The organism is Pseudoalteromonas sp. THAF3, from assembly GCF_009363775.1.
In the GTDB taxonomy this organism is placed as follows: domain Bacteria; phylum Pseudomonadota; class Gammaproteobacteria; order Enterobacterales; family Alteromonadaceae; genus Pseudoalteromonas; species Pseudoalteromonas ruthenica.
On the sequence record NZ_CP045418.1, the window covers coordinates 1 to 14,963 of the forward strand.

The window sequence follows — 14,963 nt, forward strand, 5'->3', positions numbered from 1 at the left end:
GTGTATCTGTCAGTTTGGCAAAGTTGTTTATATGTGTTGCAGGATGAACTACCGTCGCAACAATTTAGTATGTGGGTGCGCCCGCTCCAAGCTGAAAGTACAGACGACACTTTAACTATTTATGCGCCTAACCGTTTTGTGCTTGATTGGGTTCGCGAAAAGTACCTTAATCGGATCAATGAACTATTAGTTGAAATATGTGGTGACGAAGCTCCTGAATTGCGATTTGACGTGGGCAGCAAACCGATACTCAACGGTAACACGCCCGCCCCCAGTAGTAATACCAATAATACCCAGGCAGCGAGTGCTAGCAGCGCTCCTGCGGTCACCCAAAGTGCGCAGGCACCTGCCGCCGTAGAACCGGCGCCCAAGTCACAGTACAAATCGAATATCAAAGAAAATTATACCTTCGACAATTTTGTTGAAGGTAAGTCAAACCAATTAGCTAAAGCTGCAGCCACACAGGTGGCCGATAACCCAGGTTCGGCATTTAACCCTGTCTTCATTTATGGTGGCACAGGCTTGGGTAAGACGCACTTACTGCACGCGGTGGGTAACGGTATTTTAGCTAAAAAAGAAAACGCTAAAATCGTTTATATGCATTCCGAGCGCTTCGTGCAAGATATGGTCAAAGCTTTGCAAAATAATGCCATTGAAGAGTTCAAGCGCTATTACCGCAGTGTTGATGCCTTACTTATTGATGATATTCAGTTTTTTGCTAATAAAGAGCGCTCTCAAGAAGAGTTCTTTCATACCTTTAATGCGCTGTTAGAAGGTAACCAGCAAATTATTCTGACTTCTGATAGATACCCAAAAGAAATAGAAGGCGTTGAAGACCGTCTTAAATCACGTTTTGGCTGGGGCTTAACTATTGCGATTGAGCCACCGGAGTTAGAAACTCGGGTCGCTATTTTGATGAAAAAAGCGCAGCAAAGTAAGATTAATTTACCCCATGAAGTGGCCTTCTTTATTGCGAAGAAACTGCGCTCAAATGTGCGTGAGTTGGAAGGCGCACTTAACCGGGTCATCGCTAACGCAAACTTTACTGGACGACCAATTTCAATCGACTTTGTTAAAGAAGCATTGCGCGATCTACTCGCTTTGCAAGATAAGTTGGTGACTATCGATAACATTCAACGCACAGTGGCAGAGTATTATCGAATTCGCGTATCAGATTTACTATCTAAACGCCGCAGCCGCTCTGTAGCTCGTCCACGACAAGTGGCCATGGCGCTATCTAAAGAATTAACCAATCACAGCCTGCCAGAAATAGGCGATGCCTTTGGTGGGCGTGATCACACAACCGTGCTGCATGCATGCCGCAAGGTTAAATCACTGCGTGAAGAAAATCACGAAGTGAAAGAAGACTATCAAAATCTAATAAGAACTTTGTCATCTTAAGGTCAGCCTTATGCAAATTACTATCGCTAGAGATCAGTTTTTAAAACCACTCATGCAAGTGTCTGGTGCTATTGAGAGAAAACATACCCTGCCAATTCTTTCAAATGTATTGCTAGAGGTGCGTGATGGTCAACTTTATATGACTGGGACAGACCTTGAGATAGAGCTTGTTGCCTCGGTCACTTTGGAGAAGCCCACTGCCGATACCAAGATTACTTTGCCAGCTAAAAAGCTCTTAGATATCTGTAAAAGCTTGCCAGATGGCAGTGATATCAATTTAAACTCGCAAGAGCATCAGGTGGTACTGACCAGTGGTAAAAGTCGTTTTGCGCTATTGTCGTTGGCGGCCGAAGACTTTCCTAATTTAGAACAGTGGGATGGTGAGGTTGAGTTTCAGCTAAGCCGTATGGAGCTGAGAAAGCTACTCGAGAATACCCACTTTTCCATGGCGAATCAGGATGTTCGTTATTACCTTAATGGTATGTCGTTTGAATTAGAAAATGATGAAATAAAAACCGTTGCCACCGATGGCCATCGCCTCGCATTAGCGTTTAAAAAATTACCTCAATCGCTTAATTCGCAGCGCCAACTTATAGTGCCACGCAAGGGCGTGCAAGAAATCATGCGGTTAATGCCGGCAGATGATAATCCTGTGACTATTCAGTTTGGTGCCAATCATATTCGAATTAGCGACGCAGAGTTTACATTTACTAGTAAATTAGTTGATGGACGCTTCCCTGATTATCGCCGCGTTTTACCTCGTGGGGGTGACAAGATTATTACTGCAAATCGGGAGTGGCTACGTAATGCTCTGCACCGAGTGTCTATCTTGTCTAATGAAAAGTTTCGTGGTGTGCGCTTAAATTTGAGTAATGGCTTATTAAAAGTCAGTGCCAATAACCCAGAGCAAGAACAGGCTGAAGAAGTTGTCGAGGTTATGTATCAAGGTGATGAGTTAGAAATCGGATTTAATGTTTCTTATTTGCTGGATGTTCTAAACACGGTAAAAACTGAAGACGTTACAATTACGCTTGCCGATTCGAATAGTAGTGCGCTGATGGAAGCGACAGGTGATAGTGAAGCGCTCTACGTTGTTATGCCTATGCGTCTATAGATAATGAGCATTACTTCTCTCAGCCTCAATGATTTTCGAAATGTTGAGGCTGTTTCTTTATCTCCCCAAGACATAAATATCATCTACGGGGAGAATGGCAGCGGCAAGACTAGTTTTCTCGAAGCCATATACTTCCTTTCCCATGGACGTTCTTTTCGTACCAACAAGTATCGCAACGTGATTCGTCATGGGGCGCAAAAATTTACTCTGCACGCAAAAAAGCACAGTAATAATCTCACCATCCCTATGGGGATAAGTAAAAATGTACAGGGTGAGACCCAAGTCCGTATTCAGGGAAAAGCAAGCCGACGTATATCAGATTTAGCCCAGGTATTGCCTGTGCAAGTTATCACACCTGAAAGTTACTCTTTCTTCTTTGGAGGACCGAAGGAGCGACGGGCATTTATTGATTTGGGTGTGTTCCACGTGGAACATGAGTTTTTAAATGCGTGGCAAAACTTTAACCGTATACTTAAGCAACGTAATGCTTTACTCAAGCAAAGACCTCGAGATATCAAGCTTCAACTTGCTGTATGGGACAAAGAATTTGTCCGTTTGGCGCAGCATATTACCGCGCTAAGAGAATCTTATATTGAGAGGTTTAAAGCGCATTTTTTTGATAGACTGTGTGCTGAACTTGAATTGATGCAAGGCCTGAAAATCGAGTTCCATTGCGGGTGGAAACAGTCAGATTCACTCGCTGATGTACTGTCAGAAAACTTCGAACGCGACCTTGCACGTGGATATACATCGAGAGGGCCCCACAAGGCGGATGTAACGATAAAAACCGATGTGGGTGCAGCAGAGCATGTCTTTTCAAGAGGACAGCTAAAACTGCTTTTATATGCGCTTAAAGTAGCGCAAAATAGCTTAATTGAAAAAGAGACCGGGAAGCAGTCACTGTTGCTAATAGACGACTTACCCTCGGAGCTCAGTGAAGATACAAAGCGCAAGGTGGGCCAATTATTATCCCATTGCCAAGCGCAAATATTTATAACGACAATTGAGTCCGAAAGTGTCTCTGCCGTGTTAGAAGCTTTGGATAGAACTGAAGCTTTGTTCCACGTGAAACATGGCAAACTAATAACAAGATAGATGGAAACACCATGTCTGAAAATTACGATTCATCAAGTATTAAAGTACTGAAAGGATTAGATGCAGTACGAAAACGGCCAGGAATGTACATTGGTGATACCGATGATGGCACCGGTTTACACCATATGGTTTTCGAAGTTGTCGATAACTCAATCGATGAGGCACTAGCAGGATACTGTGACGACATCTTCGTAACTATCCACACCGATGGCTCAGTATCAGTTCGCGACAATGGTCGTGGTATCCCAACTGAAATCCATGAAGAGGAAGGAGTCTCAGCGGCTGAGGTTATCATGACCGTACTACACGCCGGTGGTAAATTTGATGATAACTCATACAAGGTATCCGGTGGTCTGCATGGTGTAGGTGTTTCGGTTGTTAACGCATTATCAGAAAAGCTAGCGCTAGAAATTCGCCGCGAAGGTAAATTACATAAGCAAACCTACACTATGGGTGAGCCTGATGCGCCGCTTTCTGTGATTGGTGATTCGGAAACCTCAGGCACAGAAATTCGCTTCTGGCCGAGCTCAGAAACATTCAGCGATATTAACTTCCATTACGATATTTTAGCTAAACGCTTACGGGAATTATCATTCCTGAACTCTGGCGTATCTATCATCTTGACCGATGAGCGCGAGGAAGATAAGCGCGACCACTTTAAATATGAAGGTGGTATACAAGCTTTCGTTGAATACTTGAACCGCAAGAAAACACCAGTTCATCAAAATGTTTTCCACTTCACCCATGAGCGTGAAGATGGCATCAGCGTTGAAGTATCGATGCAGTGGAACGATGGCTTCCAAGAAAGTATTTTCTGCTTTACCAATAATATTCCTCAACGTGATGGTGGAACGCACTTAGCCGGTTTCCGTGCAGCGCTTACCCGTACATTGAATGGTTATATGGAAAAAGAAGGCCTTAACAAAAAAGCCAATGCGTCGACCAGTGGCGATGATGCCCGTGAAGGTTTAACCGCAGTTGTTAGCGTTAAAGTGCCAGATCCTAAGTTCTCATCGCAGACCAAAGATAAACTTGTTTCCAGCGAAGTGAAATCTGCTGTTGAGCAAGCAATGGCCGAAAAGTTAGGTGAATTCTTACTTGAGAACCCAAGTGATGCGAAAGTCGTTGTCAGTAAAATAATTGACGCCGCACGTGCGCGTGAAGCAGCGCGTAAAGCGCGTGAAATGACGCGTCGTAAAGGAGCCATGGATTTAGCCGGCCTACCTGGTAAGCTCGCTGATTGCCAAGAGAAAGACCCTGCGGAATCTGAACTTTACATAGTGGAGGGTGACTCAGCGGGTGGCTCTGCTAAGCAGGGGCGTAACCGTAAAAACCAAGCTATCTTGCCACTAAAGGGTAAAATCCTAAACGTTGAAAAAGCCCGTTTTGATAAAATGCTTAGCTCGCAAGAGGTGGCTACGCTCATTACGGCGTTAGGTTGTGGTATTGGCCGTGATGAATACGACCCTGAAAAGCTTCGCTATCACCGTATCATTATCATGACCGATGCTGACGTTGATGGCTCGCACATCCGTACTCTGCTACTGACTTTCTTTTATCGTCAAATGCCAGAAATTATTGAGCGTGGCTATGTTTATATTGCTCAACCACCGCTGTACAAAATTAAAAAAGGTAAGCAAGAGCGGTACATCAAAGATGATAATGCACTCGTTGAGTACTTAACTTCTCTCGCACTAAACGGTGCCGCACTGTATACCAGTGAGGGAGCAAGTGCCATTCAAGATAACGCGCTAGAAAACCTAGTTCGCGATTATCAGAGTACCGAAAAAGTTATTGAACGTTTATCGAGAAAGTACCCATCTTCAATGATGAACAGCTTAATCTACCAACCTCGTATTAGTGAGTCTGAGCTTGATAATGAAGAGAAAGTGTTAGCATGGACGAAAACACTGGTAGAAGATTTAATTGCTAAGGATGAAGATGCGGCTATTTTCAGCGCACACACGCAATTCGACGAAGAGCGTAAACTCTATTATCCGCTGATCAATATTCGTCAGCACGGGGTTGATAAAGTCTATGTACTGAACCACGATTTCTTAACCTCCAAAGACTATCAGCGTATTAGTGTTACAGGTGAAAAAATCACAGACCTGATGCAAGAAGGCGCTTATGTTCAACGCGGGGAGAAAACGCAGCCAGTGAGCAGCTTTGTTGAAGCACTAGAGTGGTTAATTGCCGATTCTAAGCGTGGCCTATACACCCAGCGCTACAAAGGACTGGGTGAGATGAACCCTGAACAGCTGTGGGAAACGACGATGGATCCTAGTGCTCGCCGTATGCTTAAAGTGACCATTGAGGACGCTATAGCGGCAGACCAATTGTTTGCAACTCTAATGGGTGACCAAGTAGAGCCGCGCCGTGACTTTATCGAGCAAAACGCACTTCGTGTTGTGAATCTAGATGTGTAGAAATAAAGCTTAATAACGTATAACTAAAAGCCCTTACACAAACATGTAAGGGCTTTTTTTTGATTTAATACTTAATATTAAAGATGGATAATATCATCGGCATTGCCATCTGGATCGTTCAACGCCGATCCGTCTGTGCCTGGATTACCATTGCTCATCATGATCACCGCGCACGCCGCTGGTGAAGCCATTGATGTGCCAGACATTGTGGTAGTGCCACCCCCTTGGCGTGTGGAAAGAATACCGACTCCAGGTGCGGCATAATCGATAGGTGGGTTGCCAAAGTTACTGAAACTAGCAAAGCGGTCGCTGCTATCTGTTGCTGAAATAGTATAAACCCGGTTATGGGAGGCGCTCGCTGGAGAGACATTATTGGCATCTTGGCTTTCATTGCCTGCGGCCACTACAAAAAAGGCTCCCGATTGTTGTGCGGCATTTTCGACCGCATCGTTAAGTTCCTGATTGAAGCCTCCGCCTAAACTCATATTTGCACAGTCGCCTGGTGAGGCATTAGCGGCGACATGATCAATACCTGCTAGTACCCCAGACCAGCTGCCAGAACCGCGAGAATCGAGTACTTTTACAGGGACCACATCAGCACCTGCTGCAACACCAACGACATCGATACCGTTATTAAGAGCAGCGATAGTGCCGGCGACATGAGTACCATGACCATTGCCATCATCCATGTCTGCGTCACGCCCTTTAGTAAAAGCGGTAAAGCCACGGTTAGCATCAACGTTGAGATCAGCATGGTCTAAGTCAATACCGGTATCGAGTACCCAAGCGGTATAGCCGGAACCATCCACTGGACCTCCAACACGCGTGACGCTCCAAGGCGTTTGTTGAGATTGACTGCCGCCGCCACCGGGCTTACCTTTTTTTGCTGGTGAGGCATAGGCAATGCCATCTTCGGTGAAGCGCATCACATCGGACTCGTTTGCAAATACCGTTTTCGCTTTAGCGCAGCTCATATTAACAGCCATACCTTTGATCGCATTTTTATATAGGTGCTTGGCTTGAGCTTGTGCCTTAGTCAACATACCGCGTGCTTTACCTTCGACATCAAAGCGAGAAACCGAGTCATTAAAACGGATAATACAGGTATTATCGATCTCCATCTGTGCCGCCATGCCAGTAAAACTAGGGGCGCTTTGTGCAGTGGCTATACCGGTGGATGCAGCGAATACCGCTGTGGCTAAAAGTGTCTTTTTCATTTCGAATCCTATCTTAGTTATATTTTATTGGTCAAAGTGCGGTTAACACTAATTTAACAAAGTTAGACTACTTTGCTGATAATGCAATAAAGAAGAATTAAAAATACGAATAATGAACTAGGTGAGAAGAAATAATTCAGTGACGTTTAAATGAATAGATTATGAATGTGAAAGGAAGGGGCTGTTAGCTACAGAGCCACTGTAAAAGAAACTGCTTAAAACACAGCGTGGCAGCAGGTATACTGTGAGCAATAAAACCGCACTCAAAGCAGCAGAATCTAACCTCATTATGCAAAAATACGACTTACAAACCTTTCAGGGCCTTATCCTAGCGTTACAGGATTACTGGGCACAGCAGGGCTGTGTTATTGCACAGCCTTTTGATCTAGAAGTGGGCGCAGGCACGTTTCATCCACTCACCTTTTTAAAAGCCGTTGGCCCAGAGCCAATGTCGAGTGCGTATGTGCAGCCTTGCCGCCGTCCTACCGATGGCCGCTATGGTGAAAACCCTAACCGCCTACAGCATTACTATCAATTTCAGGTAGTTTTAAAGCCGTCTCCGGACAATATCCAAGACCTATACTTGGGCTCACTCGCTGCATTGGGAATTGACACACTTAAGCATGAAGTCCGTTTTGTTGAAGACAACTGGGAATCGCCAACTCTGGGTGCTTGGGGATTAGGATGGGAAGTGTGGCTAAATGGCATGGAAGTCACGCAGTTCACCTATTTCCAGCAAGTAGGGGGGCTTGAGTGTGCGCCAGTAACCGGCGAAATCACCTATGGTCTAGAGCGTTTAGCCATGTATATTCAAGGTGTGGACAGTATTTACGACCTCGTGTGGGCTGACGGCCCGATGGGCAAAGTAACCTATGGTGATGTTTTCCACCAAAACGAAGTAGAGCAGTCGAAATACAATTTCGAACATGCCGACGTTGATGCGCTATTTAAGCAATTCGACCAGTGCGAAAAGGAAAGTCAAAAACTCATAGAAGCAGAGTTGCCACTACCAGCTTATGAGCAAGTGATGAAGGCATCGCACGCATTCAACCTTCTCGATGCACGTCACGCTATCTCAGTGACAGAGAGACAACGTTATATTCTGCGCGTTAGAGCCTTATCTAAAGCCTGTGCAGAAAGTTACTACGCGGCGCGTGAAGCGCTCGGATTCCCGCTGTGTAAGGATTAAGAATACCTATGTTACAACAGAATCTTTTAGTTGAAATTGGTACTGAAGAGTTACCACCGAAATCACTGCGCACACTTGCAGAAGCCTTTGCTGATGCATTAACCGCACAACTGGACGAGCTTACTCTCGGGCACCAAGGTGTGCAGTGGTATGCATCGCCTCGCCGGTTGGGGTTGATGGTGTTGCAACTGGACGAAAAACAACAAGACAAAGTGGTCGAGAAGCGTGGCCCAGCAGTCAAAGCTGCGTTTGACGCCGATGGCAACCCAACCAAAGCGGCATTGGGTTGGGCTCGTGGCTGTGGTATTGAAGTCAGTGATGCGGAGCGCCATACCACCGATAAAGGCGAGTGGTTACTACACAAGGCCAATGTTCCTGGTCAAGCGGTACAAGAGCTGATTGTAGACGCCGTAGCTAAGGCATTAACTAAACTACCTATCCCTAAACCTATGCGTTGGGGAGCTAACAAGACTCAGTTTATTCGCCCGGTACACACCGCGACCATTTTCTACGGTGCAAGCTTAGTTCAAGGTGAAATTCTTGGTAAAGCGATCGGTAACGAGCTTCAGGGGCATCGCTTCCATCACCCAGAGAAAGTCGCGATTCATCACGCCGATGAGGCGCTAGTTAAGCTGAAGGAAGCCTACGTTGTCGCGGATTACGAGGCGCGCAAAGCGATGATCCGTAATCAAATTGATGCCGCTGCAGCAAAAGTGGGTGCCCAGGTCGCGATGGATGAAGAACTGTTAGAAGAAGTGACCTCGCTGGTTGAATGGCCGGTGACGTTAACCGCCTCTTTTGAAGAAGAGTTCTTGGATGTGCCAGATGAAGCACTGATCTACACCATGAAAGACGACCAAAAATACTTCCCGCTGCTTGATAGCAATGGCAAGCTTATTAATAAGTTTTTGTTTGTTTCCAATATTGAGAGCAAAGACCCAAGTGTAGTGATCTCTGGAAATGAGAAAGTAGTGCGCCCACGTTTAGCTGATGCACAGTTCTTTTATGAGGCAGATAAAAAGAAAACATTGGAAAGCCGCTTAGCGTCTCTTGATTCCGTGTTGTTCCAAAAACAACTAGGTACCCTGAAAGATAAATCAGAGCGAATTAGCGCGCTATCAGGCTACATTGCAGAGCAATTGAGTGCCGATAAAGCTTTAGCAGAGCGGGCCGGTTTGTTAAGTAAAACCGACCTCATGACAGAGATGGTGATGGAGTTCACTGATGTTCAAGGCGTGATGGGGATGCATTATGCACGTCATGACGGTGAGCATGAAGATGTCGCCAATGCCATGAACGAGCAATATATGCCGCGTTTCTCTGGGGATGAATTACCACATAGCACTATCGCTTGTGCTGTGGCTCTGGCAGATAAGTTCGACACCTTAGTGGGTATTTTTGGTATCGGCCAAGCTCCGAAAGGTGACAAGGACCCATTTGCCCTGCGTCGTGCAGCAATTGGTGCGCTTCGGATCATGGTAGAGAAGCAACTACCTTTAGATGTGCTTGATATTATTGCCAAAGCACAGCAACTGTTTGCTGATAAGCTCAGTAACAGCAATGTCGCTGAGGATGTATTTGATTTCCTCCTAGGGCGTTTCCGTACTTGGTATCAAGAGCAGGGTATTGCCGTTGATGTAATCCAGGCTGTGTTGGCGCGTCGACCTTCTAAACCCCTTGATTTCGACCTGCGTGTAAAGGCGGTAAGCCATTTCCGTAGCTTAGAGCCTGCAGAAGCGCTGGCAGCGGCAAATAAACGAGTGGGTAATATCCTCAGCAAAAATGACATCAAGGAAGTCGGTGCCATTGATAAAGCGTTACTTCAAGAGCCTGCCGAGCAGACTTTGGCTGAGCAAGTAGCAGCCTATCAAGCGAAATTATCGCCATTGTACGAACAGGGCGATTATCAGCAGGCATTAAGTGAATTGGCGAATATACGTCAAAGTGTTGATGCCTTTTTCGATAACGTAATGGTGATGGCTGACGATGATGCCGTTAAGAACAATCGCTTGGCGCTATTGTCACAATTACAATCGCTGTTTCTGCAAGTTGCTGACATTTCTGTTTTACAGAAATAGTGAGTATTTTTCATAGTGATAGTAAAAGCCAGCATTAAGCTGGCTTTTTTATTGAAGCCTTTGCACTAATTTCTTAGACTGGAGAAAAGTGCGCTTAAAGTGGAAACAAATAATAATGACAAAGCAAATTCCGTTACTCGTTTCAGCCTTACTATTGGGGGCTTGCTCAAGCTCAGTGACTATCGATGATATCGTGCCTGCTGAGGAAGTGAAAAAGCCGTTATTCTTGCGTGGCGATTTCTCGTTGTGGGATGCACAGCCAGAGTATCAAATGCAACGAGTGGCGCCAGCCATCTATGAGACCAAAATTCGCTTCTCTACGCCGGGGAAGGCCTATGAGTTCAAAATAGCCGATGCCCAGTGGAGTACTGGTTATAATTGCGGTTATCTTGACGAAGCGCTCGATAAAACGTTAGAGCTTGGCCTACCAGTTCAGGCAGACTGCAACAGCGTATACAACTATTTTAGCTTTACGCCAGAGGAGAAAGGTTGGTACAAAGTGTCTATCAATTTCTCTCGCTTTAAAAAGCCCTTGGTAACAGTCAACCAAGTGTTTGAATAAGGCCTACTGGCCTTTTCTGATCAAATACTGATACGGGGCTTGCTCGGTTTTCTGGGCCACCAAGGTGTGGTCCATAAAACGACAAAAACTGGGAATATCACGAGTCGTTGAAGGGTCATCAGCGGTGATTAGCAGGGTCTCGCCTTGGCGCATTTTGCGCACGGTGCCGCGCACCATCATCACCGGTTCGGGGCAACGTAGGCCCATGGCGTCAAGAACATGGTCAGCTTGGTCAAAGTTCATTGGTGTCGTTGCCTTAGAATAAAAGCGCTAGTTTACCCAAACTTTAGATAAGAAAAAAGGCGGGAGCAATAATGCTTAACCCGCCTTTTTGTCACCAAGCTGATGTGGCTATGGACGTTCGAACACCGTAGCAATACCTTGGCCTAAACCAATACACATGGTTGCAAGGCCGTATTTAGCGTCCTTATCTTCCATAATATTGATAAGCGTGGTGCTGATCCGTGAACCAGAGCAACCCAATGGATGCCCAAGTGCAATTGCACCGCCATTTAGATTCACTTTTTCATCGACCTTATCCAGTAGACCTAAGTCTTTAAGCACTGGTAAAGACTGCGCTGCGAATGCTTCATTAAGCTCAGCAACGTCAATATCATCAATGCTGATGCCTGCCTGCGCCAATGCCTTCTTAGTCGCAGGGACCGGACCATAACCCATGATTGATGGATCGCAGCCGGCGACCGCCATTGACTTAACACGAGCACGAATTGGCAAGCCTAGCTCTTTAGCTTTTTCTTCACTCATAACCAACATGGCAGAAGCACCGTCAGACAACGCTGAAGATGTGCCTGCAGTGACGCTACCCGAGGCCGGGTTAAATACAGGACGAAGCTGAGATAAACCCTCGACGGTGGTTTCTGGACGAATAACTTCATCATCTTCAACCAAGGTCAATGCACCACTTTCATCATGGCCTTCCATCGGTAGGATCTCGCTTTTAAAGCGACCCTCTACTGTGGCTGCATGAGCGCGTTGGTGTGAGCGAGCGCCGAACTGGTCCTGTTGCTCGCGGCTAATACCGTGCAAGGTGGCAAGATATTCAGCTGTTAGTCCCATCACACCTGCGGCTTGAGCTACAGAAGTAGCGAGCCCTGGGTGGAAATCATTACCATGGGTCATTGGTACATGGCTCATATGCTCCACACCCCCGATAAGGTAAGTATCGCCAGCACCGGTCATAATTGCGCGTGCCGCATCATGCAACGCTTGCATTGATGAGCCGCATAATCGGTTTACAGTGACTGCTGGCACTGTGTGTGGAATACCCGCCAACAGTGCGGCGTTACGGCCGACGTTAAAGCCTTGTTCTAAGGTTTGCTGTACGCAACCCCAGTAGATGTCGTCTATTGACGCAGGATCCACAGCAGGGTTGCGCTCTAATAGGCCTTTCATCAAGTGGGCACTAAGGTCCTCAGCACGCTTGTGGCGGAATACGCCATTTTTTGAGCGGCCCATAGGTGTACGAATACAATCAACGATGACAACATTATTCATGATTATTGTCCCTCCACTTGATAAAACACGCGGCCTTGCTCGGCCCATTGACGTGTTTGGTCAGATACTTGGTAAATCGCACCAAGGTGTGCGTACTTATCGGCAGTTGCTACAAAGTTAGCCAGGCCGACTTGGTCTAAATAGCGGAATACACCGCCTCTGAACGGCGGGAAGCCAATACCATATACCAACGCCATGTCTGCTTCTTGTGGTGAAGCAATGATGTTTTCTTGTAGGCAAAGCAGTACTTCGTTGATCATCGGCACCATACAGCGGTCGATCATTTCCTGCTTATCAACGTCTTTCTCACTGTCGCTCAGCGTTGATAGTAACTTTAATGCCTCGTCATCATGGCTCTTCTTCAAACGGCCACGGCGATCAGGGGCATAGCTGTAGAAGCCGTTGCCATTTTTCTGACCGTAGCGTTTAGCTTCTGCAAACACGGCGACCGGATCTTTCTCTTGGCGAGCCATACGCTCAGGGAAGCCTTCAGCCATCACGCCAGTGCAATGGAAGGCGGTATCAATACCCACCACGTCTAGTAGGTAGGCGGGCCCCATCGGCCAACCAAAGACATTTTCCATGACTTTATCGATTTTTGCGAAGCTGATTCCTTCGCTGACCATTTTGCTGAAGCCAGCAAAGTAGGGGAATAGCACACGGTTTACGAAAAACCCAGGGCAGTCATTCACAACGATGGGCGACTTACCTAGCTTAAGGGCATAATCGACTACAGCGTTAACGGTATCTTCTGAGGTTTTCTCGCCACGAATCACTTCTACCAAAGGCATCTTTGGAACGGGGTTGAAAAAGTGCATACCGCAGAATTTTTCAGGTTTCTCTAGCGCTGTGGCAAGTTCATCAATACGAATAGTCGACGTATTTGATGTCAGTACAGCATTGTCACCTAAGGTTTTCTCAAGGTCGCTTAATACCGCTTTTTTCACCTTCGGATTCTCAACCACGGCTTCAACTACGATATCAGCACTTTGCACATCCGCATCGTTGAGAGTCGGTTTGATTTTTCCTAGTACGCCGACCATCTTATCCATGTTCATATGGCCGCGTTTTACTTTTTTACCAAGTAGCTTTGCTGCCTCGCCCATACCTAAGTCGAGAGCATCTTGGTTAATGTCTTTCATGACAATAGGTGTGCCTTTGTAGGCTGACTGGTAAGCAATACCGCCGCCCATAATGCCTGCACCTAGTACCGCAGCTTGGTTGATGGTGACACTACTACCCTTGGCTTGCTTTTTAGCTTTGCCTTTAATGAACTGATCGTTCAAGAAAATACCGGTTAGCGCAGCAGCTTCATTGGTTTTAGCCAGCTTGGCGAAGTTGGCATTTTCTACTGCCATGGCTTCGTCGCGACTCATATTTGCGGCTTCTTTAATGGTTTTCACTGCAAGCACTGGCGCTGGGTAGTGGCCTTTAGTTTTGCCCATAACCATGCCTTCGGCCATGGCAAAGCTCATGCCTTGCTCTACCTTATTCATTTTCAATGGCGCTTGTTTCGTTGCGCGGCGCTTTTGCCAATCAAGCTTACCCGCAATGGCTTGCTCCAGCATGTTGATACATGCATCAACAAGCGCGTCATCAGCAACCACAGCATCAAGTGCACCCACTTTTAGTGCATCATTGGCGCGGTTTTCCTGACCCGTAGTGATCCAAGTCATGGCATTGTCTGCACCGATGATACGAGGTAAACGCACGGTGCCACCAAAGCCAGGCATAATACCCAGTTTGGTCTCAGGTAAACCGATTTTAGCTTTGCTGCTACCAACACGGAAATCGGTCGCCAGAACCCACTCACAGCCACCGCCAAGAGCCATGCCATTGATGGCACTGATAGTAGGGAAAGGTAAGTCTTCTAAAGCATCAAACACATCGGTTGCGTTTTTAATCCAGCTTACAAGCTCTTGCTCTGGTCTTTGGAAAGTGGGTAGGAATTCAAAAATATCAGCACCAACGATGAAGTGATCTTTATCGCTGGTAAATACCATGCCTTTAATATCGTCACGTTGACGTAATTCTTTGATGGCCTCTAAGCAGTCGTTTAAGGTTTGTTGAGATAGTTTATTCACTGAACCAGGTACAGTGAACTTAAACTCAGCAATTTGGTCCTTTATAAAAGAGACTACAAAGGAATCGCTCTGAAATATCATGGGTATCTCCCTTTGTTTCATGTGAAACTGGTACGATGAGTTGGGTTTTCGATCAGTGTCGCGTCTTTAATCCGAAAATGCAATGAAAATTTCCGGCTAAAATTTACATTCGGTTAAAAATTAACGCTGATACGAGATGCGACCAAAACACGTATAGATGCGGTTACTAAAGGTCAAAACTCATCCATTAATGTAGTA

At 46.1% G+C, this 14,963-nt stretch carries 11 protein-coding genes; 7 read left to right on the forward strand and 4 right to left on the reverse strand.

What is annotated here, in order from left to right; translation table 11 throughout:
* The 4 genes from dnaA to gyrB are packed head-to-tail and all read left to right on the forward strand — an operon-like array spanning position 1 to position 6,039.
* Positions 1-1,401: a chromosomal replication initiator protein DnaA gene (dnaA, locus tag FIU82_RS00005; RefSeq protein ID WP_026111101.1), complete on the forward strand. Its 1,401-nt coding sequence runs from the start codon at positions 1-3 to the stop codon at positions 1,399-1,401.
* 10 nt (positions 1,402-1,411) lie between these two features.
* Positions 1,412-2,515 (forward strand): DNA polymerase III subunit beta, encoded by a 1,104-nt coding sequence (dnaN, locus tag FIU82_RS00010; protein WP_022944872.1) that lies wholly within the window; start codon positions 1,412-1,414, stop codon positions 2,513-2,515.
* 3 nt (positions 2,516-2,518) lie between these two features.
* Positions 2,519-3,610 (forward strand): DNA replication/repair protein RecF, encoded by a 1,092-nt coding sequence (recF, locus tag FIU82_RS00015; protein WP_152440050.1) that lies wholly within the window; start codon positions 2,519-2,521, stop codon positions 3,608-3,610.
* Between the two features lie 11 nt (positions 3,611-3,621).
* Positions 3,622-6,039, forward strand: a complete 2,418-nt coding sequence (gene gyrB, locus FIU82_RS00020; protein WP_152440051.1) for a DNA topoisomerase (ATP-hydrolyzing) subunit B — start codon at positions 3,622-3,624, stop codon at positions 6,037-6,039.
* Between the two features lie 77 nt (positions 6,040-6,116).
* Here gyrB and FIU82_RS00025 read toward each other — a convergent pair whose 3' ends face one another.
* The gene (locus FIU82_RS00025; protein WP_152440052.1) at positions 6,117-7,256 is read right to left on the reverse strand and encodes a S8 family serine peptidase; all 1,140 of its coding nucleotides are present in this window, start codon (positions 7,254-7,256) and stop codon (positions 6,117-6,119) included.
* A gap of 289 nt (positions 7,257-7,545) precedes the next feature.
* Between FIU82_RS00025 and glyQ the strand changes: the two genes are divergently transcribed.
* The 3 genes from glyQ (at position 7,546) to FIU82_RS00040 (ending at position 11,085) form a co-directional block, all read left to right on the forward strand.
* Positions 7,546-8,445: a glycine--tRNA ligase subunit alpha gene (gene glyQ, locus FIU82_RS00030; RefSeq protein ID WP_026111100.1), complete on the forward strand. Its 900-nt coding sequence runs from the start codon at positions 7,546-7,548 to the stop codon at positions 8,443-8,445.
* Positions 8,446-8,453: 8 nt separating this feature from the next.
* Positions 8,454-10,523: a glycine--tRNA ligase subunit beta gene (gene glyS / locus FIU82_RS00035; protein ID WP_152440053.1), complete on the forward strand. Its 2,070-nt coding sequence runs from the start codon at positions 8,454-8,456 to the stop codon at positions 10,521-10,523.
* A gap of 109 nt (positions 10,524-10,632) precedes the next feature.
* Positions 10,633-11,085: a hypothetical protein gene (locus tag FIU82_RS00040; RefSeq protein WP_172972737.1), complete on the forward strand. Its 453-nt coding sequence runs from the start codon at positions 10,633-10,635 to the stop codon at positions 11,083-11,085.
* A gap of 3 nt (positions 11,086-11,088) precedes the next feature.
* Here FIU82_RS00040 and tusA read toward each other — a convergent pair whose 3' ends face one another.
* The 3 genes from tusA to fadB all read right to left on the reverse strand — a co-directional run bounded on the left by tusA (position 11,089) and on the right by fadB (position 14,765).
* Complete coding sequence (gene tusA / locus FIU82_RS00045; RefSeq protein WP_022944865.1) at positions 11,089-11,328, reverse strand: sulfurtransferase TusA; 240 nt, start codon at positions 11,326-11,328, stop codon at positions 11,089-11,091.
* A gap of 108 nt (positions 11,329-11,436) precedes the next feature.
* Positions 11,437-12,600, reverse strand: coding sequence for an acetyl-CoA C-acyltransferase FadA (gene fadA, locus FIU82_RS00050; protein ID WP_152440054.1), 1,164 nt, complete (start codon positions 12,598-12,600; stop codon positions 11,437-11,439).
* A gap of 2 nt (positions 12,601-12,602) precedes the next feature.
* Complete coding sequence (fadB, locus tag FIU82_RS00055) at positions 12,603-14,765, reverse strand: fatty acid oxidation complex subunit alpha FadB (protein ID WP_152440055.1); 2,163 nt, start codon at positions 14,763-14,765, stop codon at positions 12,603-12,605.
* Positions 14,766-14,963 lie beyond the last annotated feature (198 nt).